This window comes from Vallitalea sediminicola, from assembly GCF_054408565.1.
Genome location: NZ_BTPT01000046.1, coordinates 223,764 through 246,919 on the forward strand (window position 1 = coordinate 223,764; position 23,156 = coordinate 246,919).

Consider the following 23,156-nt stretch of genomic DNA (forward strand, 5'->3'; position numbering starts at 1 on the left):
AATAAATATATGGACTTTGTTTAGCTGAAGTTAATAGCTGAACAGAGTCTAAATTTCTATTATACATATTATGATTATAAGCTGAAAGGAATATTATTAATGAAAAAGAACGATATAAAAATTATTGTTGGAGTATTGATGATTGCAGGGTTATTCTATCTTTTTAATCAATATAGAATTAGTAAAATGGATATTAACGACTTATATGTAGAAATTAATGTTGATGGAGAATTATATGAAAAAGTTAAGTTGAATGATGAGAAAGAAGTTAAAATTGAAAGAGAAGATGGTTATAATATAATAAAAGTACATGATAATGGAGTTGAGATGATTGAAGCTAATTGTCCTGATCAGATCTGCGTTAAATCAGGTTTTATTAGTAAAGTTGGCAGTACCATTGTTTGCCTTCCACATAAGATTTATGTAGAAATTGTTGGTGATATGGAGGATGGATTAGATGCTATTTCCGAATAAAATTACGAATCTTAATAAAGTACAGAAAATGGTATTTATATCTATGTTAATAGCATTTGCGTTGGTACTTGGTTATTTTGAAAAAACATTTATTCCTGTACTACCTTTTCCAGGAGTAAAATTAGGGTTAGCTAATATTATTACTCTAACAAGTCTATATTTTTTGTGCTTTAGAGAAGCGTTGTTATTAGTAGTTCTTAGGGTGACTCTAAATAGTTTTTTTACAGGTTCATTTATAACCATATGGTATAGTTTATCAGGAGGTATACTTAGTTTGATAGCTATGTATTTACTTATTCATTTTAGTAAAGATAAGATAAGTACTACTGGTGTAAGCATAGTAGGAGCTGTATCCCATAATGTAGGACAACTAATAGTTGTAGCTATAATGACCGAAAGCATTAATGTAGCAGCAGCTTATTTTCCAATTCTAGCTGTTTCAGGCATTGCTACTGGTATACTTATCGGTTTGACGGTTGATTATTTATTGCCATACATAAATAGAATATTTAGGTAATGGTAAATTATCATAAACTCAGATTAATCTACAAAAGGTAATTTAGTATGACTTTCTATATAAGATTGTGACGTTTTATGAAATAACTTAGAAGATATTTCCCGGGAAATTAGTTAATTGGTCGATATAAGTAAATTAAACATATCAATTTATATACTCATAATAATGTTGGACACCTCTTTGTAAAAACATATCTTTTATATTCTAGTAAGCATAAAGAACAAATACCATTTTTCTGTGATTATAGATAGCATTTGAGCCAATTTGCTGGCTCGGTACTAGTATATATCCAATTATAGTAAAAATCTCTTAAAAACACATCCTGCAGAGCTTATTCGCTATATTAAAAAGGAATACGTAGAAGGTTGTGTTTCAAAATATTAAATCTAATATAAATATATACAAAAATAGGGATATTACGAAAATATTACATAAAAACCCAAATATTACGATTGTATTACATAATGCAATAGTATCTTTTTTAATATAGTTTTTTTTGTTATAATTTTGTAGAACTTAGTTATTTACTAAATGATGGGAAGTTAATTCAGCAAACATAAGGGGGAGAGTCATGATACGTAAAGTCGTCACAATTGCATTAACATTTATGATTGTATTAAATCTATTTTCAGTTAATGCAAGTGCAGCAATCACTAATGATGGGAAATTTTTTATTCAATATGATGGTCAAATTTATAAATATAAAAATAAATTTGTAAAACTAGTAGTGGATGGAAAAGTTATTGAAACAGGAGACATGCCTGCTATCATAATAACTGAAGATGTAAATGGTGAAAAGGTAGGAAGAACATTAGTGCCAGTAAGGGAAGTTTGTGAATCAGAACAAATAGGAGCTAAGGTGGATTGGAACGGACCAAAACAAGAAGCTTATATATCCTATGAAGATAAGTTTATTGTACTTAAGATCAATGATAAAAAAGCAATAGTGAATAATGAAGAGGTTATGTTAGATGTACCTGCTAAGTTAGTGCAGAATGTTGGGACTAAGAAATGGAAGACTATGGTACCTATTAGGTTTATCGTAGAAACTTTTGGATATGAAGTTAATTGGAATGGAAAAGAGTATAGCGCTGAAATGTCTAAGAAAAATAATCAACAGGATAATTCGGAAAAAGATGATCAATCTGAAGAAGAGGACCAGTCAGAAAAAGACGACCAGACTAATGTAGAGGATACGAATAATGATACTGAAACTAGTGAAGATGGTCAATCAGGTAATGATCAAAATACAGATAACGAAAATGATGATAACAATAATAATGATAGCAACAATAACGGTGAATTATTAGATAGCTTGGAATCTAGTGGAGCTAAGAATGAATTGCCAACTGAATTAAAGAACAACCCAGTAGTATGGATGGTTGATGATGACGTGCTATCAAAGATAAATGATAAATATACAGAAACAACTATTGTAAGAAAATTATGCCCAACTACGAAAATCAAATCAGTAGAATACGAGAATGATGGAGTCAATAAAAAATTTGTAATTGAAGCATCAAGCCCAATTACCGATGTGAAAAAATCCTATTGGAAAAATAGGTTGATTATTGACTTAGATAATTCAAAATGGAACATGGATAAATATGAAAAGATATTTGATGATAATCCAATAATAACAGGGGTACGTTCCAGTCAATTTGCAGATCAGATAACGAGACTTGTATTTGACTTAAAAGGCGAAGGATATAAATTCAATATTTATCTATCAGAAGATAGAAAAAAATTAAATATAGAAGTACAAAGTAATTCAATTTATGGTATGCACCTTGGACAAAATGATAAAGGTGATTATATTAAAGTTCTAGGTGTTAGAGCACCAGATGTTAAGCCATTCAGATTAAGTAAACCTGATAGAATTGTTTTTGATTTACCCAATACAGAATCTTTACTAAGTACTATGACTTCAATAGCAAAAGGACAATATGTAAAAGCAATAAGAACTGCCCAATTTGATGAAACAACAACAAGAATTGTAGTTGAAACAGATGGACAAGCAGATTATACAATATCAGAAGAAAGTGGTTCTGCCACTATTATCCAGTTCATTGAGCCATCTTATAATAATATAAAATATATTAATTATGATAATCCTACAATAGTACTTCAAAAGAATGATAATAAAATCAACTTATCAAGTATTAAATGTACAGATGATTATACTAACAAAAAATACATAATTCAATTACCAGGTGATTATAAAGAACTATTTGGTAATGGTACAATTAGAATCAATGACGGTATTATTAATTCGGTTGATATTAAAAATAATAATGGTAATACAGTATTAACTATTGATGAAAATAGCGTTTATGATTATAGAATAACTGAGGATAAGGATAATATATATATTAAGGCATTTAAGCCGAAAGAATTATATTCTAAGGTAATAGTAATAGACCCAGGACATGGAGGAAAAGACCCTGGTGCAATAGACAATGGGTTAAGAGAAAAAGATGTCAATTTTGATATTGTAATATATTTAAAAGAATTTTTGGATAAAGAAAAAGATATTAAAGTATATTATACTAGACTTGATGACTCATACCCTACATTAGGGGATAGGTCTGACTTAGCTAATGACGTTGAAGCTGACTTCTTTGTGAGTATACATAATAACTGGTATACATCAAGTGCTAATGGAACTGAAGTATATTATTTAGCACCATCAAGTAAACCAGGAATGACTTCAATAAAACTTGCAGAAATATTCCAAAAGTCAATTGTTAGTGCAGTAGGAACAAAGGATAGAGGTACAAAATCAGGAAATCTATTTGTACTTAGAAATACAGATATGCCTGCAATATTGATAGAAGTAGCTTTCTTATCCAATCCGTCAGATGTTGCTAAATTGAAAAATAATACTTTTAAAAAGAATACTGCTAATGCAATATATAAAGCAATACTAGAATCATTTAAGAAATATCCAACTGGAAGATAAACATATCTATAGGGGACAATTATATGATTGTTCCCTATAAATATATATTATTTACAATAAAATGCACAATATTACAAAAAAACACTGTTGTAGCTTTCGCTAATTAGGTATAAAATATAATTACCAAATATTTACAAATGAGAGGGGAAAGATTATGTATAGTGTCATAAATGCATTTATTGTATCTTGTATAACTATAGGTTTGGTTATTAATTCAGGTTCGATTGATAGTAATATTTTTTATTATGAATTTGAGAAAGAAGAGGAAGGAATATTAATTAACAAAGAAATTGTATTTGAAGATAATAAAAATACTGAAGAAAACATAAGATATACATTACAATGTTTGTTTGATAATAATGAAGTCTATTATTCATTTATTCCGAATGAAGTTACAATTACAAATATTCTGTTTATTAATGGTTCCCTAGAACTTGAGGTATCAGAAAATATACTTAATTATGGTGGGACAGCAAGAGAGATTTCAATGGTGGACCAAATACTAGCGACAGTATTCAATAATGAAGAAATAGATGAATTTTCGCTTTTTATAGAAGGTGGTAGGGATTTTCTTAATGAAGGAACAAGCATTAATAAATATACAAGAGATGAATGGGAAGAAAGGATGAAATTAATTGAGTAGAATTGATGGAAGACAAAATGATGAACTTAGGAAGGTTAAGATTACAAAGGATTTTATTAAATATCCAGAGGGTTCAATTTTAATAGAAATGGGTGAAACAAAAGTTATTTGTAATGCTTCTGTAGAAGATAGAGTACCATCTTTTAAAAAGGATTCAGGAGAAGGTTGGGTGACAGCTGAATATTCTATGTTGCCTGGAGCTACTGTTGATAGGAATACTAGAGATATCAGCAGATTAAAGAAAAATAATCGATCAGTGGAAATTCAGAGATTGATTGGTAGAGCGATTAGATCGGTAGTAGATTATAAGGCACTTGGAGAAAGAACAATAACTTTGGATTGTGATGTTATACAAGCTGATGGAGGTACAAGGACAGCTTCTATTACAGGTGCATTCATGGCGTTGGTAATTGCTTGTAAAAAGCTTTTGAATGATGGTTTAATAGATAAGATGCCTATTTCTACTTATATGGCTGCTATTAGTGTAGGAATAGTTGGTGATGAGGAATTATTAGATTTGTGTTATGCAGAGGATAGTCATGCGAAAGTTGACATGAATGTTGTTATTACTGATAAGGGAGAATTTATTGAAGTGCAGGGTACAGGGGAAGAATCTCCTTTTACTAGACAGCAGTTGGATAAGTTGTTGGATTTAGGTGAAAAAGGAGTAGAGGAGCTTATTAAGTTGCAAAAAGAGGTATTGGAGGTATAAAAGCTAATTATTACACAGCTCTAGTGGCTACGTTTGATAGCGGGATAAAAAAGTGTTGGACAAGTTTAATGTTGGTGATTTAACTTTATGTTAAATGGATTTCACTAATGATTGAGCTTACTAGCTTTTTACTGAAGATAAAAGGAGACATGTTGATGAAGGAAAAGATTATTTTTGCTACTAAAAATAGAGGAAAGATAAAAGAGATAAATATGATTATGAAGGATACTGATTATGAGGTTATTTCTATGGAGGATGCAGGGATTGACATAGATATAGTTGAGGATGGGTCTACTTTTTTGGAGAATGCAATTATTAAAGCGAAAGAAGTTAAGAAGTTTACTGAGTGTATTGTTATGGCTGATGATTCAGGACTTGAAGTAGATTATCTTGATAAGGCTCCAGGTATATATTCTGCTAGATTTGGTGGAGAAAATACTTCCTATAAAGTTAAGAATGAAATGATCATGGATAAGTTAGAAGGGGTGGAAGAAAAAGATAGGACGGCGAGGTTTGTATGTGCTATCGCTACAGTATTTCCTGATGGTGAAATTTTAACAACTAGAGGGACTATTGAAGGAATTATCACCCATGAAGAGAGAGGGAATAATGGATTTGGTTACGATCCTATTTTTTATGTGCCAGAATATTCATGTACTACTGCTGAAATGGATAATGAATCAAAGAATAGGATAAGTCATAGAGGTAAAGCATTAAGAAGTATGAAGTCAAAGATGGAAAGCTATAGAAACGGCAGTAATAAGTAGCATTGAATGTTAAAGAAATAGTTAAAGCAATAAAACGGAGAGAATATATGAAAATACTTGTGACTAGTGATACTCATGGAAATATAAGAAATATAATAAAAGTAATGAAAGATACAAAAGATATTAATAGAATAATTCATTTAGGAGATTGTGAGAGAGATGTAGAAGAGCTAGAAGTATTATCAGGCGTACCTATTGATTTTGTTCCTGGTAATTGTGATTTTAATTCTTATGCACCTAGAGAAAAGATATTAAATTTTTATGGTCTGAAGATATTAATTACTCATGGACATTATTATGATGTGAAATGGGAGTATGATACAATATTAAAGGTTGCTAAAGAAAAAAAGGTGAATATGGTACTGTTTGGACATACACATGTATCATTAGTTAAGAATATAGATGATATTACACTAATTAACCCTGGAAGTATCTCATTACCTAGGGATGGCAAAGGCTGTAGCTTCGGTATATTAGAGGTTGAAGAAAACGGTAAATATCATATCACTATAAAAAAAATGGAAAAAAAACGAAAAACCTATTGACATTTGTTTGAAGCGTGTGTATAATAACTCTTGCGTTCAAAAAAGAACAGCAGAATATCATAAGCAACGGGGTGTGGCTCAGCTTGGCTAGAGCGCTTGATTTGGGTTCAAGAGGCCGCAGGTTCGAATCCTGTCACCCCGATACCTTATGCGGGTGTAGTTCAATGGTAGAACACCAGCCTTCCAAGCTGGATACGTGGGTTCGATTCCCATCACCCGCTTTGTAATTTGTAATAATTACAAACAAGGCGTAGAACTTGTACGTGCCTGTAGCTCAGTAGGATAGAGCAGTGGCCTTCTAAGCCACGTGTCCGGGGTTCGAATCCCTGCAGGCACGCTAGGCAATTGAAAATGAATTGCTATAATATATGGTGGGTATAGCTCAGTTGGTTAGAGCGCAAGATTGTGGCTCTTGAGGCCGTGGGTTCGAATCCCATTACTCACCTTATAATATTGGGTAGTCGCCAAGCGGTAAGGCACTAGACTTTGACTCTAGTATGCGTAGGTTCGAATCCTGCCTACCCAGTTTTGGGCTACTAGCTCAGTTGGCTAGAGCACTGGACTCTTAATCCAGGTGTCCTGGGTTCGAATCCCAGGTGGCTCATGTTACAAAAGTAAGTAACAACAATAATAAAAAAATTACTTGACATAACAAGATAATTATTATATTATTGTATAGGTAATTTACAAAATGCGCGGATGTGGCGGAATTGGCAGACGCACTAGACTTAGGATCTAGCGCCTAACGGCGTGGGGGTTCGACTCCCTTCATCCGCATTGATAAAAAACACTTGGTTATCCAAGTGTTTTTTATTTGTGTATATATGTGTAATTTTTATACGAAAATATACATATAAGAATAGAATATAAAATATATTATAATAACTAGGTTGAATTATAATATACCTTCTAGAAAATTAATATTATCTTCTTTACATAAATTGTTGTTATGAAATGTTGTATTAAAAGTTACTTCTTTTATAAACCAATCAGGTGGTTGAAAATTATTTGCTGATTCTTCACTGACAAATTCTACTTCAGCCATAATTAAGCCTTCTAATTTATCATTAAAAACATCTAATTCGACAGTTAAATATTCATCAAGAGGAATATAATACCTCTTTTTACTTATTAAATTATAATCGACTTTTGTTTTTAGTACATTATATTGGTCTTTTGAAATTTCATCTTCGAATTCTTGCCTAATCATTAATCCAGAAGATTTATAAGTCACATAGTAAGATTTATCGGTTTTTCTTATCCTGATTACAGGATTAGTACAGATATAACCTTGTTCTATAGTAATATGTGGGTGCCTTGTTATTTTGTCTAGTGGTAAATTAATCAGAAACTTTTTTTCTATTTCCATTGATTAGATAATCCTTTCTATTATAATAATGTTATTGCTTGTATCAATTACCATAAAAACGATTTTAAATAATCAGAGTTATGATTTGAGTAATATTATAAGTTTATAAATAATAAATAAAATATCAATAAAATAATACTAAAGTAGAAAAAAGTAGTGGTTGAGCTATGCTTTTTAGGTGCATACAGATATTTTTTCTTCAGAAATTCTTTTATCTCCTGTTTAGATTTTAATGAATATTCTTCTTCCAAATGATATTTGTATCTTTTTGAAATAGTGGCTCTATAATGTTTAGATGAGTATTTAAAAACATTAAAAGTACCTTGATCATCGATAAATACTATTCCGGTTATGACGAAGATGAACAAATTAACCAAAAACATTTTTTCTAAAAGAATATGGTAAAGTGTTATTGATTCGTTTTCTAGACGTTTGTCAAAAAAAGCAAGTAATAAACCGATTAAAAAAACAATTAATGTAAAAAAAATAATTTTTTTGACATTTTTTTTCATAATTAATCCTCCGATAAATAACTATTAATGTATTTTTACATATTATTTTATATTTAAAAAAATAATATTAATATTATAGCATAATAAATTTGTTTCCAACATACATAGATTTTAATTTTATCATTATTCCACATACATAATTCGATTTTATAAATTATTATTATTTTATATAAAACAAAATGCTCTATAAACCTACAAAATATAGCATGGATTTTAGCACCAAAGCGCTATGATATGGTAGAGCTTTATCATGTTAACCTATTATCAAAACCTTTACAAAGACTAATTTATGATATATAATTATTTAAGTATAATTTTGTTTTACTGGTCACAGAGTAGTACAAAATTATCAAAAACCCGACTAAAAGGATACATAAAAAGATAATATCTAGGGTGGGATAACAACCAATTTAAAAGGAGGATTTTTATGAAAAAATTATTAGCTTTACTACTAGTGTTAACAATGACTTTTTCACTAGCAGCATGTGGCAACAAAGATAAGGAAAAGACGCCAAGCGACGACGATAAGACAGTAACTGACAATAAAGATCAAGATAAAGATAAAGATACTGATGAGAAAGATAGTGAGCCAAAAGTATTACGTTTACTTGATGTTACTAATATTCCAAAATTAATAACATGGCAATCTACAGATAATATTTCTTTCCAAATATTAGGAAATGTTCTTGGAGGCTTATTCATTAAAGGTGTAGATGGAACTCCTAAAGAAGATATGGTTGATACATATGAAGTTTCAGAAGATGGACTTACATATACATTCAACTTGAAAAAAGGTTCTCAATGGGTTGATATTGATGGAAATCCATATGCAGAAGTAACAGCTAATGACTTTGTATTTGCTTGGAAAAAATTATTAGATCCAGCAGAAGCAGCTCAATATGCTAGCTTATTTGAAACATGTGCTATAAAGAATGGTAGTACTGCTTTCAAATTACAAAATGAAATAGTTACTTATGAAAAAAATGATAAATCCTTAAAGAATTTAAAAGTAGAAAATTATGAAGATACTGATGAAGCTACTGCTAAAGAACAATATGAAGAAGCTAAAAAATCTCTTGAAGAAAAAGTTACAACACTTTTAGCTGACTTAGAAGGTACTTATGGTTCAGTAGATAAAGCAAAAGAAAAATTAGTTGAATTAGTAGATACTGTTGCTATCACAGCTGAAGATGATCATACTTTCAAAATTGAATTAGATGCACCAGTTCCTTATTTAATTGACTTACTATGTTTCCCTGCATTATTCCCAGCTAATGAAAAATTCTACAACGAAGTTGGAGCAGATAAATATGGTAAATCAGCAAAAGATTTCCTTTATAATGGAGCATTTATTTTTAAAGATTGGAAAATAAGTGAAAGACATTATTTAGTTAAAAATGAGCATTACTGGGATGCAGCTAATGTTGACTTAGATGCAATAGACTCTCGTGTTATTGAAGATGCAAATAATGATACACGTGTTAACATGTACTTAGAAGGACAAATTGATAGAACTGTATTATCTGGTGAAAACGTAGATAAATATGGTAATAGACCAGATGCTGTATTATTACCAGAAACAGGAATTCAATATCTACAGGTAAATCCATGGAATGGTGCATTAACACCTGCTAGAAAAGTATTACAAGATGTTAGAGCTAGAAAAGCTATTAACATGGCTATTGACAAATCATATATCACAGATATCGTATTAAAGAATGGTTCTATTCCAACTGATGGATTTGTACCAACTGGATTTGTAGCTAGTGCTGACCATGATGGTAAAGATTTCCGTGAAGTAGCTGAAGATCTATACGGTGGTAGTAAAGGTTATAATACTTATAATCCAAAGGAAGCTTCAAAATTATGGAAAGAAGCTATGGATGAACTAGGTATGACTGAAGTAACTATAGATCTTATGCTTGGTGGAAGAGAAACTGATAAGAAGAATGCAACTCATATCAAGGATGAGATGGAGAAAAACTTACCAGGATGTACAGTTGAAATTTCAACAGTACCTTGGGGAGAAAGACTATTAAGAACTGCAAAAGGTGATTTCATTATGAACTGGACAGGATGGGGTCCTGACTATCCTGACTCACCAACATTCTTAGAAGTATTTACAGCTGATTCAGAATATAATAATGGTAAATATAATAATCCACAATATGATGCAACTCTTAAATCAGCTAAAACAGGAGATTTAACAAATCCTGCAAAATCTAAAGAGCGTTTTGAAAAATTAGTTGAATTAGAGAAAATATTACTTGAAGATGATCAAGCAGTAATACCTATGTATCAAGCAAGTAGATTAATTCTTATGAATCGTAAAGTTAAAAATATGACTTTACAACAATCAGGTGCTGATTATATATATAAATGGGTTAAATTTGAGTAGACTATACTAATTTAAAAATTTTATATGATATTTAAGTTTTGGCAGTTAATACTGCCAAAACTTATGTTATATACTATTTTAATTCGGTAAAGTATTAATTGATTGGAGGTTCATTAATGTTTCGTTATACAGTTGAAAGGATAGCTCTAATTTTTTTAACTCTATTTATTGTCTTAACGATAAACTTTTTTTTGTTACGGCTAATGCCAGGTTCACCATTTGCCAATCCTAAAATTACACAAGCGCAAATAGAGATGATAGAGGAAAAATACGGGCTTGATGATCCAGCATATGTTCAGTACTTTAGATATGTAAAGAATCTAATAGTAAAACGTGATTTAGGAGTTTCTTTTAAACTTCAAGATCAACCAGTTAAAGGGTTAATAGGTATGAAATTACCGCATACTGTAAAAATTGGAACAATAGCTCTAATTTTTGGTGTTATTGTTGGAATTTTTCTAGGTGCAATAGCAGCTATTTATCGGAATTCAATATGGGATAATATTATAACCATATTGGCTGTTATAGGTGTATCTATTCCCGGATTTGTAGCAGCAGCATTTTTACAATATTTCTTTTGTAGTAAATTAGGGTGGTTCCCTTATATTTATAGCCCTGTTGATGCTCTTAGAAAAGTCTCGGTTTGGGATTCATTTTATTCATCTATCCTACCAGCACTTTCACTATCTTTATTTGTTATATCATCAACTATGAGATATATGCGTTCTGAATTAGTGGAAGTATTAAATAGTGATTATATTTTACTGGCAAGGGCTAAAGGATTAAGTAAACCTAAAGTGATATTCAGACACGCTCTTAGAAATGCGTTAATACCAGTAATAACTATGATAGGTCCTATGGCTGTTAATATACTAACAGGTGGAGTTGTTGTTGAGCAATTTTTCGGAGTGCCTGGATTAGGTAAGTTGTTAGTTGGAGGAATATTCAGCAATGACTATTTTGTAATATTAGGTGTAAACTTGGTTCTAAGTTTTTTATATGTTACTGTTATTTTAGTAGTAGATTTATTATATGGTGTTATTGATCCAAGAATTAGACTTAAAGGAGGTGGAGTATAAGATGGCATTGCCTAAAGAAAAATTTCAATTGAAACAACATGATTTTTCAGAGGTAGATAAAATCGGTACTGAGAGTATTTCCTTCTGGAAAGATGCACGTAGAAGACTTAGAAAAAATAAAGCTTCTATGGTAGGATTTTATGCTATTATTATATTAATAGTATTAGCTATTTTTGGTCCTATAGGTCCTCTTAATCAAAAAAACGCTGATGGAACAGTTTTTACATACGATTCATCGCCTGTAATACTTGACGATAATGGTGTAGAAATACCCAAAAGAAATATATCTTATCTTCCACCTAGAATGCCTGGAATCGAGAAGCTAGGTATATTTGATGGTCATGCGACAATAGATAGAGGTTCTTTTGATTTAATTGTTGGTGATTTACCTAAGACTGATGAGTTTAATGAATTAAAGAAACCTACAAAACGAAAACAATTAGTAGAAAGATTGGATATACCATATCATCCATATGAAATTAATGTAATCAAAATTTATAAGGATGACAATGATATTTTAACTGCTAAGATTAAAGTACTTGAGACAGAAGAAATTGTTGTATTGCCATATGAAGAATTGGTAAGTGAATATACTAAGTACAAACCTGGTACATTTAGGTTAATTAAATCTAGTATTGATGAGTATGGTATTGAAATGTTAAAGCTGGATGTAGATTATTATGCTGTTCAGAATATAAAAGATCAATATTTTTGGTTAGGAACAGATAAACTAGCATTAGACCTTTGGACTAGATTATGGATTGGTGTACGTGTTTCATTAATTATTGCTTTGGCATCTCTTGTTGTTGATTTTACCATTGGAATTTTATATGGTACTATATCTGGATTCTATGGAGGAACCAAAGTTGATACGGTTATGATGCGTATAACTGAAATACTGGGAAGTATTCCGGCATTAGTTCTTATGGTTATATTTATTAGTATAAGTGACCGGATAGAAGGTATCATTGATGGAATTTTGCCAGGTCAACAGGATCTAGCAACAATTCGATTAATTATTTTGATATTGGCTATGAGTTTAACTGGTTGGATAACTGTAGCTAGGGTTGTTAGAGCTCAAATTCTTAAATTAAGAGAACAAGAATATATACTAGCATCTAGAACTCTAGGAGCTTCAAAGAGAAGATTGATGGCTAAACATTTATTCCCGAATATTATTGGACAGATACTTGTAATGGCTACTTTCTCAATTCCTGGTGCTATATTTTATGAGGCATTCTTAACGTTTATAGGTATTGGATTACCAATTCCAATGTCTTCACTGGGAGTATTAGTAAATGATGGTTATGAAGCTTTCCAAACTATACCAAGTATGTTATTGATACCTGCAACAGTTATGTCAATTTTAATGTTATCTATCAATCTATTAGCAAATGGACTTAGAGATGCATTAGACCCTCGTATGAGATAGAAAGGAGAAAGAGGATGAATAAAGAAAAAATATTGCAAGTTAAAGATTTAGAAATCTCTTTCAGAACTTATGCAGGGGATGTGCAGGCTGTTCGAGGTATATCTTTTGATTTACATAAAGGTGAAACACTTGCCATAGTTGGTGAATCAGGTTCAGGTAAATCAGTAACAGTTAAAGGTATTATGGGACTATTAGCTGATAACGGATATTATAAAAATGGTAGCATATTATTCGAAGAACACGATGTTACTCAAATAAAAGAATCACATCTTCATTCAATTAGAGGTAATAAAATAGCTATGATTTTCCAAGACCCAATGACATCCTTGGATCCTACAATGACAATTGGAAAACAAATAATGGAAGTTATTAGACTTCATCAAAAAGTTTCCAAGTTAGAAGCTTTTGAAAAGGCTGTTAAACTAATTGATATGGTTGGAATTCCAAGTCCTAGAGAGAGAATGAAACAATATCCCCATCAATTTTCTGGAGGTATGAGACAAAGGATAGTTATAGCTATTGCATTAGCATGTGAACCTTCTATTTTGATAGCAGACGAACCGACTACTGCTCTTGATGTTACTATTCAAGCTCAAATTCTTGATTTGGTTAAAGATCTACAACAAAAAATAGGAGCTTCAGTTATATTTATAACTCACGATTTAGGTGTTGTTGCAAATGTTGCTGATCGTGTTGCTGTAATGTATGCAGGTAAAATGGTGGAGATTGGAACAAGTGATGAAGTATTCTATGATCCAAGACATCCATATACATGGGGACTAATAGGTTCAATGCCAGACCTTGAAACTGAAGGAGCATTGTATGCTATACCAGGTACCCCACCTAACTTGATTAAGCCACCGACTGGTGATGCATTCGCACTTAGAAGTCAATATGCTTTGGAAATAGATTTTGAACAACAGCCACCTATGTTTGATATAACTGATACTCATAAAGTAGCTTCATGGCTATTACATGAAAATGCACCAGAAGTAACTCCCCCTGATGTTATAATTAAACGAAGAGAGCGGTTGAAAGAGGTGAATAACTAATGAGTGCAAAAGAAGTATTAGTTGAAGTTCAAAATCTAAAACAGTACTTTAAAATGGGTAGAACTAGTGTTGTTAAAGCTGTTGATGATATTTCATTCAAGATATATAAAGGTGAAACATTTGGTTTAGTTGGAGAATCAGGTTCAGGTAAATCAACAACTGGAAGAACTATGATAAGATTATATAATCCTACGGACGGAAAAGTTTTTATGTCGGGTGATAGAATTGATGGAAAAGTTCCAAGAAAAGTTGTTGCCAATGTTAATAGAAATATGCAAATGATTTTTCAAGATCCAATGGCCTGTCTTAATCCACGTATGAAGGTTGAAGATATTATTGCTGAAGGATTAGATATTCATAATTTAGTTAAGAATAAAGAGGAACGACGACAAAAAATAATAGAAATGTTAAATATTGTTGGACTTAATGAACAACATGCTGATCGTTATCCTCATGAGTTTTCAGGTGGTCAAAGACAAAGAATAGGTATAGCTAGAGCTATGGCTGTTGAACCAGAGTTCATAATAGCTGATGAACCTATTTCTGCACTTGACGTTTCAATTCAAGCTCAAGTTGTAAACTTAATGAACGAATTAAAACAAGAAAGAGGATTAACATACTTATTCATTGCCCATGATCTATCAATGGTTAAGTATATTAGTGATAGAATAGCAGTTATGTATAAAGGTAAGATAATGGAACTTACAACAAGTAAACAATTATTCAATAAACCTTTACATCCATACACAAGATCATTGTTATCAGCTATTCCACTACCAGATCCTATTACTGAAAGAACTAGAAGACGTCATGCTTATGTACCGGAAAAAGAACATGATTATTCAACTCATAAGCCACAATGGATAGAAATTGATCCAGGTCATTTCATTTATGGTAATGAGAAAGAAATTGAAAAGTGGGACGCTTTATACAGGTAAATAAAAGTTAAGGCTACATAGGATAATATCTATGTAGCCTTATTCAGTGATAAAAATCAAACATTTAATTTGAGAATTTAATAGTAATAGTAGAATTTCTTGAAAAAAATATCCTATTAGGATATTTTTTTAGTTTTAAACATATATGTACGAAAATAATTTATTAATATTCTGTGTTGTAATATCTTTAATACTTGCTTCTTGTGCAGCTTGTATAACACTCTCATAAGGTAACTGGTAGATATAAGAGATATCTGAAGGACTATAAGAATTAGGTACTTTTCGTTTTACTTCTCTAGAGAACAATTTGCATATGTCGCTACTTCCGTAAAACATTATCATAATAAAAGAATGTTTAGTAATATTATCAATACTATTCTTTCTCATTATTTTTCTTATCTCGTAATTAGAGATATCTAGTAGTTCAGAGACAACATTCATATCAATAATATCCTTTTCCTCGGTTTTTAAAAATAAATCTATTTTTTTTAGTTTAGGAGAAAGATGATTGTTATAATAGTCAAGATATGTAGCCATTTGAAAACCTCCTGAAAAAAATTAAATTATTAAGATACTTTTTGCTATAAGTGTAAATACTAAATTCAAGTAATCGAAATAAGTTTTTATCTAAATAGATTATAACTTATTATTCATACAAAATCATATGTAATAAATGGTTTTTTACTGGTTACAAATACCATAGTAAAAAAATGATTATAGTTAATACTATGATTACGGAGGTGATTTTAAATGGCATACAACAAGCAAGCAACAGACGCACTTAATAAGTTTAAGTATGAAATAGCTAACGAACTTAACGTTAACTTGAAACAAGGTTATAATGGAGATTTAACATCTGCACAAGCTGGTTCAGTAGGTGGAGAAATGGTTAAGAGAATGATTGAAAAACAAGAGCAATCTATGTCATCAGGTGGTTCTTATTAATCGCTTGACAACGATAAACAAAGCATATTAAAATCCTAGAGATATAATCTGGGATTTTTTTATTGTAAAAATTTAACTTCATTATAATAAGTTGAGGAATGGTAAACAAATCCATACATATTTAGAGTAAAATGTATAAAAACTTATAGAAAAAACAATACTTTAATAATGTGACTGACTAATCTAAAAATAAAACACCTTTACATGTGTTTCTATGGTTAAAGTCTTAATCTGTAAATTAAGATAATAATAAAAATATGTAGATTTATCATAATCACTATGGTATAATATACAAATGGTTAAATAGGAATAGCTATGCCCTTTTATATAGAATGAGAATAATATGAGAAAAGCCCACTTCATCTTAAAATAAATAAAAAAGGGAAGAAATGACTTTCCTACTATATAAATTAAGGAGGAACAATTTTAAATGAACGTAAATATTGAAACACTAGAAAAAAGCATGGTTAAACTAACCATTGAAGTCGATGCAGATCGCTTTGAAGAAGGCATGAAGCATGCATATAATAAGAACAAAAACAAGATTACTGTTCCAGGATTCAGAAAAGGTAGAGTACCTAGACAATTAATTGAAAAGAATTATGGTGCAGAAATTTTTTATGAGGATGCTGTCAACTACATAATCCCAGATGCATATGATAAAGCTATAGAAGATAACAAACTAGAGGTTGTTTCAAGACCAGAAGTTGACGTGCAACAAGTTGAAAAAGGAAAACCAATGATTTTTACTGCAGAAGTTGCTGTAAAGCCAGAAGTTACTTTAGGCGAATATAAAAGCATTGAGATTGAAAAAAGTAATGTAGAAGTAACAGATGAAGACATTGCAGGTGAAATTGAAAAAGTAAGAGAAAAAAATTCAAGATTAATTAATATAACTGATAGAGCTATTGAAGATAATGACCAAGTTATAATTGATTTCGAAGGTTTTGTAGATGGAGAACCATTCGAAGGTGGTAAAGCAGAAAATTATTCATTAACTATAGGTTCACATTCTTTTATTGACTCATTTGAAGAGCAATTAGTTGGAAAAAATATTGATGAAGAGATTGAAGTAAATGTTACTTTCCCAGAAGAATATCAACAAGAAGAATTACAAGGAAAAGAAGCATTATTCAAAGTTAAAATTAACGAAATCAAATTCAAAGAATTACCTGAAGTAGATGACGAATTTGCTAAAGATGTATCTGAATTTGAATCACTTGATGAATATAAAGAAGATATTAAGGCAAAACTCTTAGAGCAAAAAGAAAATACAGCAAAGACTAAAAAACAAGAAGATGTCTTAGAAAAAATCATAGAAAATTCTTCAATGGAAATACCAGAACCTATGATTGATTTACAATCAGAAAATATGACTAATGATTTTGCTACAAGACTTCAATATCAAGGATTATCATTAGAACAATATTTCGGTTTTACTGGTCAAAATATGGCAACATTAAAAGAAACTATGAAGACTGATGCAGAAAAGAGAATTAAATCTAGATTAGTATTAGAAGCTATCGCTAAAGCTGAAGAGGTAGAAGTTTCTGAAGAAGAATTAAAAGAAGAACTACAAAGAATGGCAGAAGCATACAATATGGAATATGACAAAATTGTAGAAACTGTTGGTGATGAAGAAAAAGAGTCAATTACAGATGATATTAAAAATCGTAAAGCACTTGATTTCATTGCTGAGCAAGCTAAAGAAGTGTAATAATAAGTATATTATTTGCGTAAGATAAAATGTAGAGGAGGTAAAAATTATGAGTTTAGTACCTTACGTCATAGAGCAAACTAGTAGAGGAGAAAGATCATACGATATTTTTTCTAGACTTTTAAAAGAAAGAATTATTTTCTTAGGAGAAGAAGTTACTGATGCAGCTGCAAGTGTTATTGTAGCACAATTATTATTTCTAGAAGCTGAAGACCCAGAAAAAGACATTCATTTATATATAAATAGTCCAGGAGGATCAATTACTGCAGGAATGGCAATATATGACACTATGCAATACATTAAACCAGATGTATCAACAATATGTATTGGTATGGCTGCTAGTATGGGATCATTTTTACTTGCTGGTGGTGCGAAAGGGAAAAGATATGCTTTACCTAACGCAGAGATTATGATACATCAACCTCTTGGAGGAATTCAAGGGCAAGCTGTTGACATTAAAATACATGCAGATAGAATAATCGAAATTAGAGAAAAACTTAATAAAATATTAAGTGAAAAGACTGGTCAGCCATTAGATGTTATTGAGAAGGATACTGATAGGGATAACTTCTTAACAGCTGAAGCGGCTAAAGAATATGGTCTTATTGATAAAGTATTTGAAAAAAGATAGCCGAAAGTAGGTGAAGCAGTGGCTAATAAATATGAAGACAAGAAACAACTTAGATGCTCATTCTGTCACAAAGCTCAAGATCAAGTAAGAAAGCTTATTGCGGGACCTAATGTCTATATTTGTGATGAGTGTATTGAATTATGCGCAGAAATTATAGAAGAAGAGTTCCAAGATTATAAAGAAGCTCAAGATCTTGAAAACATACCTAAACCTCTTGAAATAAAAACATTTCTAGATGAATATGTTATCGGTCAAGATGATGCTAAGAAAACATTGGCGGTTGCGGTATATAATCATTATAAAAGAATTAGAAGTGATTTTAAGAGTGAAGATGTAGAACTTAGGAAGAGTAATATACTCATGGTTGGACCTACAGGTTCAGGTAAAACATATATGGCTCAAACATTAGCAAAGATGTTAGGTGTACCTTTTGCAATTGCAGATGCTACATCATTGACTGAAGCAGGTTATGTTGGAGAAGATGTTGAAAACATATTACTACGTTTGATTCAGTCAGCAGATTTTGATATTGAAAAAGCAGAACAAGGTATTATATATATTGATGAAATTGATAAAATAGCTAGAAAATCTGATAATCCATCTATTACAAGAGATGTAAGTGGTGAGGGTGTTCAACAAGCGCTATTAAAGATTTTAGAAGGAACTATTGCATCTGTTCCCCCACAAGGTGGAAGAAAACATCCACACCAAGAATTTATTCAAATAGATACAACTAATATTTTATTTATTTGTGCTGGTGCGTTTGACGGTTTGGAAAAAACAATCCAAAAACGTATTGGTGAAAAATCAATGGGATTTGGGGCAACTGTAGAAAGTATCAAAAACCAGCAAATAGGCCATATGTTAAAAGAGTTATTACCACAAGACTTAATTAAATTCGGACTTATACCAGAATTTGTTGGTCGTATACCTGTTAATGTTACTCTTAATAACTTAACAGAAGATGCTTTGGTTGATATACTTGTAAAACCTAAGAATTCTCTAGTCAAACAATATAAAACATTATTTGATATGGATAATGTTGAATTAGAATTTGATGATGATTCTCTAATATCAATAGCTAAAAAATCTCTTGAACGAAAAACAGGGGCAAGAGGGCTTAGAGCAATAATAGAAGAAATAATGACTGAAGTTATGTTTGAGATACCATCAAATGATAAGATTGAAAAATGTGTTATAACAAAAGATGTAATTGAAGGTAACGAAAAACCAAAATTAATTATCAATGAAAATATTCAATCACTAAAAAAGCCAGTAGCGAAAAAGAGAACAAAACGCAAAAATGAAAATGAAACTGCTTAGGACCTGTTTCCTAACATGAATTCTCCCCCTGCCTAGTAGGGGGATTTTTATTAAAGATTAGAATTTCATATGATAAAAATTCTTTAAGGAGTGAGGTTACATAAATATGGAAGAAACCACAATAAAAATTCCTTTATTAGCCCTTAGAGGCATTAATGTATTACCAGATATGATTATACATTTTGATGTAAACAGAAAAAAATCAGTTAATGCCTTAGAAGAAGCTATGACCAACGAACAGTTAGTTTTTCTAGTAGCTCAAAAGGATGCGAAGGAAGAAGAACCATTAGTAGAAAATTTATATAAGTTTGGAACTATTTCCAAGATTAAGCAATTAATTAAGCTGCCTGGAAATATAATAAGAGTATTAGTAGAAGGATTAGATCGTGGAGAAATTAAGAATATTATTTCTGAAGAACCTTTTATAATGACAGAAATTGAAAAAATAGAAAAAAACAAGGGTGCCCTCAGTGAAGAAGAAAAAGAAGCTCTTCTTAGGATTACATTTGAAAGTCTAGAGGAATACTCGAAAGTTAACCCACAGTATTCCACTGAAACCATAAAGAATATGCTAGGAATCAAAAATATCGGTAAATTAGCAGATAGTATTGCGTCTAATATAAATATTTCTCTTGAAAATAAACAAAACATACTAGGAGAAATTGATTCAGTCGAAAGACTAAAGATGACTATATCAATCCTAAAAAGTGAAATTGAGTTAAGTAAAATTAAAAAAGATATTCAGATTCAAGTAAAACAAAAAATAGATAAAAACCAAAAGGAATACTATCTTAGAGAACAGCTTAAGGTAATACAAGATGAGTTGGGCGACAAATATGGTTTAGGTGAAGAAGTAGAAAAATATATGAAACAGCTTAAGAGTCTAAAAGCCCCTAAAGCTGTCAAAGAAAAGATAGAAAAAGAAATTGACAGGATGAAAAAAATACCTAATGGATCTTCAGAAGGTGTTGTTGTAAGAAATTATATTGAATGTCTATTAGAGTTACCTTGGAATAACAAAACTAAAGAATCAAAAAATATTACTAAAGCAGAAGAAATATTAAATACAGACCACTATGGACTTATAAAAGTCAAGGAAAGAATACTTGAACATTTAGCAGTTAGAAAATTATCTAGTAAAACTGATAGCCCAATTTTATGTTTAGTAGGTCCACCTGGTACAGGAAAAACATCTATAGCTAAATCAATTGCAAAAGCTTTAAATAGAAATTATGTGAGAATATCTTTGGGTGGAGTAAGAGACGAAGCAGAAATACGTGGACATAGACGAACTTATATTGGAGCTATGCCTGGGCGTATTGTTAATGGTCTAAAGCAATCTGGTTCAAGTAATACATTGATGCTATTTGATGAAATTGATAAGATGAGTTCTGATTTTAGAGGAGATCCCTCATCAGCATTATTAGAAGTACTTGACTCTGAACAAAACAATAAGTTTAGAGACCATTATATACAGTTGCCAGTTGATTTATCCGATGTATTGTTTATTGCTACGGCTAACTCTATACAAACTATACCTAGACCACTTCTAGATAGGTTAGAACTGATACAAGTCACAAGTTATACTGCTAATGAAAAGATGCATATAGCTAATAGACATCTAATCACTAAGCAAAGGGAGAAACATGGTCTAAAAGAAGGTCAATTATCAATAAGTAATAATGCTCTAAAAACACTGATAAGTAGTTACACAAAAGAAGCTGGTGTAAGAAACTTAGAAAGAAGAATCGGAGAAATATGCAGAAAAGCTGCCAAAGAAGTGTTGGTTAATAGTAAGCCATCAATAAAAATTACAGAGCAAAACATTGAAAAATATTTGGGAATTCCATTATATACTTTTGATAGGATAGCAGATAAATCTCAAGTTGGTGTAGTAAGAGGTCTAGCTTGGACCGCTGTTGGTGGTGATACACTTTCTATAGAGGTAAATACTATGAAAGGTACTGGCAAATTCGAATTAACAGGTCAATTAGGAGATGTAATGAAGGAGTCTGCTAAAGCAGGTATAAGTTATATCCGTTCCAAAATAAAGGAATTAGAGATTGATGAAGATTTTTATAAGAATACTGATATCCATATTCATATTCCTGAAGGAGCTGTACCAAAAGATGGACCTTCGGCAGGGATTACTATGGCGACTGCCATGATATCAGCACTTACCAACAAACCTGTCAAAAATGATGTTGCCATGACAGGGGAAATAACGCTTAGAGGACGGGTACTACCAATAGGAGGTCTAAAAGAAAAACTTTTAGCAGCCAAAAGAGCAGGTATTAAAAAAGTCTTAATTCCAAAAGATAATATTAAAAATATATCTGAAGTGGATAAAGAGATTACCAAAGGTCTGGAAATCATTTATGTTACTAACATGAATGAAGTTATTAATGAAGCCATACTAAATACTAATTAAGAGGCAGGAGATAATATGAATGTAAACAATGTAAACCTAGAAGTTGTATCAGGAAATCCATCTCAATTTCCTGATACAGGTCTTTTTGAAATAGCTTTCGCTGGAAAATCAAATGTAGGTAAATCTTCACTGATTAATGCATTGATCAATAGAAAATCCTATGCACGAACATCATCCCAACCTGGAAAAACTCAGACTATCAATTTCTACAACATTGAAGACAAAATCTATTTTGTAGATTTACCTGGATACGGTTATGCAAAAGTTTCCAAATCAGAACGTGAACGTTGGGGAAAATTCATAGAAAGTTATCTTAATAAAAGGAAACAAATAAAACAAATACTATTACTAGTGGATATAAGACATGAACCCAATAGTAACGATAAAATGTTATACGATTGGATTGTGTATAACGGCTTAGAGCCAATTGTAATTGCTACCAAATTAGACAAAATAAAAAGAAGCCAAATAGACAAACACGTAAGTGTTATAAAAAAATCTCTAGGAATCCAAGATCGCAACAAAATAGTTCCCTTTTCTGCATCCACAAAACAAGGAAAAGACGCTCTATGGGAAATAATAGATAATATTATAGAAGGTAATAATTGAAAAACTTATAATGCTAATAGTTTTTCAATTATTAATAATATCAGTTATTCATAAATTGCCGTTAGCTAAGGGAAACAAAAGCGGTATATATATAGTTTTT

At 30.9% G+C, this 23,156-nt stretch carries 21 protein-coding genes and 7 tRNA genes; 25 read left to right on the forward strand and 3 right to left on the reverse strand.

What is annotated here, in order from left to right:
- Positions 1 to 99 precede the first annotated feature (99 nt).
- The 14 genes from ACX6CF_RS19330 to ACX6CF_RS19395 all read left to right on the forward strand — a co-directional run bounded on the left by ACX6CF_RS19330 (position 100) and on the right by ACX6CF_RS19395 (position 7,397).
- On the forward strand, positions 100 to 474 hold the full coding sequence (locus ACX6CF_RS19330) for a NusG domain II-containing protein (protein WP_458787010.1): 375 nt from the start codon (positions 100 to 102) through the stop codon (positions 472 to 474).
- Positions 458 to 991, forward strand: coding sequence for a Gx transporter family protein (locus tag ACX6CF_RS19335; protein WP_458787011.1), 534 nt, complete (start codon positions 458 to 460; stop codon positions 989 to 991). Before ACX6CF_RS19330 ends, ACX6CF_RS19335 begins: the two co-directional genes overlap by 17 nt.
- 571 nt (positions 992 to 1,562) lie before the next feature.
- The gene (locus tag ACX6CF_RS19340) at positions 1,563 to 3,953 is read left to right on the forward strand and encodes an N-acetylmuramoyl-L-alanine amidase (protein ID WP_458787012.1); all 2,391 of its coding nucleotides are present in this window, start codon (positions 1,563 to 1,565) and stop codon (positions 3,951 to 3,953) included.
- Positions 3,954 to 4,107: 154 nt separating this feature from the next.
- On the forward strand, positions 4,108 to 4,596 hold the full coding sequence (locus ACX6CF_RS19345; RefSeq protein ID WP_458787013.1) for a GerMN domain-containing protein: 489 nt from the start codon (positions 4,108 to 4,110) through the stop codon (positions 4,594 to 4,596).
- Positions 4,589 to 5,308, forward strand: a complete 720-nt coding sequence (gene rph / locus ACX6CF_RS19350; RefSeq protein ID WP_458787014.1) for a ribonuclease PH — start codon at positions 4,589 to 4,591, stop codon at positions 5,306 to 5,308. The genes ACX6CF_RS19345 and rph overlap by 8 nt, the downstream gene beginning before the upstream one ends.
- A gap of 155 nt (positions 5,309 to 5,463) precedes the next feature.
- Positions 5,464 to 6,075: an XTP/dITP diphosphatase gene (locus tag ACX6CF_RS19355; RefSeq protein ID WP_458787015.1), complete on the forward strand. Its 612-nt coding sequence runs from the start codon at positions 5,464 to 5,466 to the stop codon at positions 6,073 to 6,075.
- Between the two features lie 47 nt (positions 6,076 to 6,122).
- Positions 6,123 to 6,620 carry a metallophosphoesterase family protein gene (locus tag ACX6CF_RS19360; RefSeq protein ID WP_458787016.1) on the forward strand — a complete coding sequence of 166 codons (498 nt, stop codon included), beginning with the start codon at positions 6,123 to 6,125 and terminating at the stop codon, positions 6,618 to 6,620.
- 67 nt (positions 6,621 to 6,687) lie between these two features.
- Positions 6,688 to 6,762: transfer RNA gene (locus ACX6CF_RS19365), tRNA-Pro, on the forward strand.
- 8 nt (positions 6,763 to 6,770) lie between these two features.
- Positions 6,771 to 6,841: transfer RNA gene (locus ACX6CF_RS19370), tRNA-Gly, on the forward strand.
- A gap of 42 nt (positions 6,842 to 6,883) precedes the next feature.
- A tRNA-Arg gene (locus tag ACX6CF_RS19375) sits at positions 6,884 to 6,957 on the forward strand.
- Positions 6,958 to 6,990: 33 nt separating this feature from the next.
- Positions 6,991 to 7,066 (forward strand) — tRNA-His (locus ACX6CF_RS19380).
- An 8-nt stretch (positions 7,067 to 7,074) separates the two neighbouring features.
- A tRNA-Gln gene (locus ACX6CF_RS19385) sits at positions 7,075 to 7,146 on the forward strand.
- Between the two features lie 4 nt (positions 7,147 to 7,150).
- Positions 7,151 to 7,224, forward strand: a tRNA-Lys gene (locus ACX6CF_RS19390).
- Positions 7,225 to 7,315: 91 nt separating this feature from the next.
- Positions 7,316 to 7,397: transfer RNA gene (locus ACX6CF_RS19395), tRNA-Leu, on the forward strand.
- Positions 7,398 to 7,515: 118 nt separating this feature from the next.
- Here ACX6CF_RS19395 and ACX6CF_RS19400 read toward each other — a convergent pair.
- Both ACX6CF_RS19400 and ACX6CF_RS19405 read right to left on the reverse strand, forming a co-directional pair.
- Positions 7,516 to 7,989: a CYTH domain-containing protein gene (locus ACX6CF_RS19400; protein WP_458787017.1), complete on the reverse strand. Its 474-nt coding sequence runs from the start codon at positions 7,987 to 7,989 to the stop codon at positions 7,516 to 7,518.
- Positions 7,990 to 8,084: 95 nt separating this feature from the next.
- Positions 8,085 to 8,501 carry a hypothetical protein gene (locus tag ACX6CF_RS19405; RefSeq protein ID WP_458787018.1) on the reverse strand — a complete coding sequence of 139 codons (417 nt, stop codon included), beginning with the start codon at positions 8,499 to 8,501 and terminating at the stop codon, positions 8,085 to 8,087.
- Between the two features lie 427 nt (positions 8,502 to 8,928).
- Between ACX6CF_RS19405 and ACX6CF_RS19410 the strand changes: the two genes are divergently transcribed.
- From ACX6CF_RS19410 to ACX6CF_RS19430, 5 genes are all read left to right on the forward strand, one after another.
- On the forward strand, positions 8,929 to 10,899 hold the full coding sequence (locus ACX6CF_RS19410) for a peptide ABC transporter substrate-binding protein (RefSeq protein WP_458787019.1): 1,971 nt from the start codon (positions 8,929 to 8,931) through the stop codon (positions 10,897 to 10,899).
- Between the two features lie 116 nt (positions 10,900 to 11,015).
- A complete protein-coding gene (locus ACX6CF_RS19415; RefSeq protein WP_458787020.1) occupies positions 11,016 to 11,978 on the forward strand; it encodes an ABC transporter permease in 963 nt (320 codons plus the stop codon).
- A gap of 1 nt (position 11,979) precedes the next feature.
- On the forward strand, positions 11,980 to 13,410 hold the full coding sequence (locus ACX6CF_RS19420) for an ABC transporter permease (RefSeq protein ID WP_458787021.1): 1,431 nt from the start codon (positions 11,980 to 11,982) through the stop codon (positions 13,408 to 13,410).
- A 14-nt stretch (positions 13,411 to 13,424) separates the two neighbouring features.
- The gene (locus tag ACX6CF_RS19425; RefSeq protein ID WP_458787022.1) at positions 13,425 to 14,462 is read left to right on the forward strand and encodes an ABC transporter ATP-binding protein; all 1,038 of its coding nucleotides are present in this window, start codon (positions 13,425 to 13,427) and stop codon (positions 14,460 to 14,462) included.
- Positions 14,462 to 15,400 (forward strand): ABC transporter ATP-binding protein, encoded by a 939-nt coding sequence (locus ACX6CF_RS19430; RefSeq protein WP_458787023.1) that lies wholly within the window; start codon positions 14,462 to 14,464, stop codon positions 15,398 to 15,400. The genes ACX6CF_RS19425 and ACX6CF_RS19430 overlap by 1 nt, the downstream gene beginning before the upstream one ends.
- Before the next feature lie 135 nt (positions 15,401 to 15,535).
- On the opposite strand, the gene ACX6CF_RS19435 is transcribed toward ACX6CF_RS19430, so the two are convergent.
- Positions 15,536 to 15,937, reverse strand: coding sequence for a hypothetical protein (locus tag ACX6CF_RS19435; RefSeq protein ID WP_458787024.1), 402 nt, complete (start codon positions 15,935 to 15,937; stop codon positions 15,536 to 15,538).
- A 213-nt stretch (positions 15,938 to 16,150) separates the two neighbouring features.
- Between ACX6CF_RS19435 and ACX6CF_RS19440 the strand changes: the two genes are divergently transcribed.
- From ACX6CF_RS19440 to yihA, 6 genes are all read left to right on the forward strand, one after another.
- Positions 16,151 to 16,345, forward strand: coding sequence for an alpha/beta-type small acid-soluble spore protein (locus tag ACX6CF_RS19440; protein ID WP_113672212.1), 195 nt, complete (start codon positions 16,151 to 16,153; stop codon positions 16,343 to 16,345).
- Positions 16,346 to 16,775: 430 nt separating this feature from the next.
- Positions 16,776 to 18,062 (forward strand): trigger factor, encoded by a 1,287-nt coding sequence (gene tig / locus ACX6CF_RS19445; RefSeq protein WP_458787025.1) that lies wholly within the window; start codon positions 16,776 to 16,778, stop codon positions 18,060 to 18,062.
- A 49-nt stretch (positions 18,063 to 18,111) separates the two neighbouring features.
- Complete coding sequence (gene clpP, locus ACX6CF_RS19450; protein WP_458787026.1) at positions 18,112 to 18,693, forward strand: ATP-dependent Clp endopeptidase proteolytic subunit ClpP; 582 nt, start codon at positions 18,112 to 18,114, stop codon at positions 18,691 to 18,693.
- 18 nt (positions 18,694 to 18,711) lie between these two features.
- Positions 18,712 to 20,016 carry an ATP-dependent Clp protease ATP-binding subunit ClpX gene (gene clpX / locus ACX6CF_RS19455; RefSeq protein WP_458787027.1) on the forward strand — a complete coding sequence of 435 codons (1,305 nt, stop codon included), beginning with the start codon at positions 18,712 to 18,714 and terminating at the stop codon, positions 20,014 to 20,016.
- A 106-nt stretch (positions 20,017 to 20,122) separates the two neighbouring features.
- Complete coding sequence (lon, locus tag ACX6CF_RS19460) at positions 20,123 to 22,447, forward strand: endopeptidase La (protein WP_458787028.1); 2,325 nt, start codon at positions 20,123 to 20,125, stop codon at positions 22,445 to 22,447.
- A gap of 15 nt (positions 22,448 to 22,462) precedes the next feature.
- Positions 22,463 to 23,056, forward strand: a complete 594-nt coding sequence (gene yihA, locus ACX6CF_RS19465; RefSeq protein ID WP_458787029.1) for a ribosome biogenesis GTP-binding protein YihA/YsxC — start codon at positions 22,463 to 22,465, stop codon at positions 23,054 to 23,056.
- Positions 23,057 to 23,156 lie beyond the last annotated feature (100 nt).

Excerpts from the sequence above, each read along its gene's own strand:
- ACX6CF_RS19420 (WP_458787021.1), top strand. The coding sequence starts at position 11,980 with ATGGCATTGCCTAAAGAAAAATTTCAATTGAAACAACATGATTTTTCA.
- clpP (WP_458787026.1), top strand. The coding sequence starts at position 18,112 with ATGAGTTTAGTACCTTACGTCATAGAGCAAACTAGTAGAGGAGAAAGA.
- yihA (WP_458787029.1), top strand. The coding sequence starts at position 22,463 with ATGAATGTAAACAATGTAAACCTAGAAGTTGTATCAGGAAATCCATCT.
- lon (WP_458787028.1), top strand. The coding sequence starts at position 20,123 with ATGGAAGAAACCACAATAAAAATTCCTTTATTAGCCCTTAGAGGCATT.
- ACX6CF_RS19410 (WP_458787019.1), top strand. The coding sequence starts at position 8,929 with ATGAAAAAATTATTAGCTTTACTACTAGTGTTAACAATGACTTTTTCA.
- ACX6CF_RS19330 (WP_458787010.1), top strand. The coding sequence starts at position 100 with ATGAAAAAGAACGATATAAAAATTATTGTTGGAGTATTGATGATTGCA.
- ACX6CF_RS19435 (WP_458787024.1), bottom strand. The coding sequence starts at position 15,937 with ATGGCTACATATCTTGACTATTATAACAATCATCTTTCTCCTAAACTA.
- ACX6CF_RS19360 (WP_458787016.1), top strand. The coding sequence starts at position 6,123 with ATGAAAATACTTGTGACTAGTGATACTCATGGAAATATAAGAAATATA.
- ACX6CF_RS19405 (WP_458787018.1), bottom strand. The coding sequence starts at position 8,501 with ATGAAAAAAAATGTCAAAAAAATTATTTTTTTTACATTAATTGTTTTT.
- ACX6CF_RS19400 (WP_458787017.1), bottom strand. The coding sequence starts at position 7,989 with ATGGAAATAGAAAAAAAGTTTCTGATTAATTTACCACTAGACAAAATA.
- ACX6CF_RS19425 (WP_458787022.1), top strand. The coding sequence starts at position 13,425 with ATGAATAAAGAAAAAATATTGCAAGTTAAAGATTTAGAAATCTCTTTC.
- ACX6CF_RS19440 (WP_113672212.1), top strand. The coding sequence starts at position 16,151 with ATGGCATACAACAAGCAAGCAACAGACGCACTTAATAAGTTTAAGTAT.
- ACX6CF_RS19345 (WP_458787013.1), top strand. The coding sequence starts at position 4,108 with ATGTATAGTGTCATAAATGCATTTATTGTATCTTGTATAACTATAGGT.
- ACX6CF_RS19415 (WP_458787020.1), top strand. The coding sequence starts at position 11,016 with ATGTTTCGTTATACAGTTGAAAGGATAGCTCTAATTTTTTTAACTCTA.
- ACX6CF_RS19355 (WP_458787015.1), top strand. The coding sequence starts at position 5,464 with ATGAAGGAAAAGATTATTTTTGCTACTAAAAATAGAGGAAAGATAAAA.
- ACX6CF_RS19335 (WP_458787011.1), top strand. The coding sequence starts at position 458 with ATGCTATTTCCGAATAAAATTACGAATCTTAATAAAGTACAGAAAATG.
- ACX6CF_RS19340 (WP_458787012.1), top strand. The coding sequence starts at position 1,563 with ATGATACGTAAAGTCGTCACAATTGCATTAACATTTATGATTGTATTA.
- ACX6CF_RS19430 (WP_458787023.1), top strand. The coding sequence starts at position 14,462 with ATGAGTGCAAAAGAAGTATTAGTTGAAGTTCAAAATCTAAAACAGTAC.
- tig (WP_458787025.1), top strand. The coding sequence starts at position 16,776 with ATGAACGTAAATATTGAAACACTAGAAAAAAGCATGGTTAAACTAACC.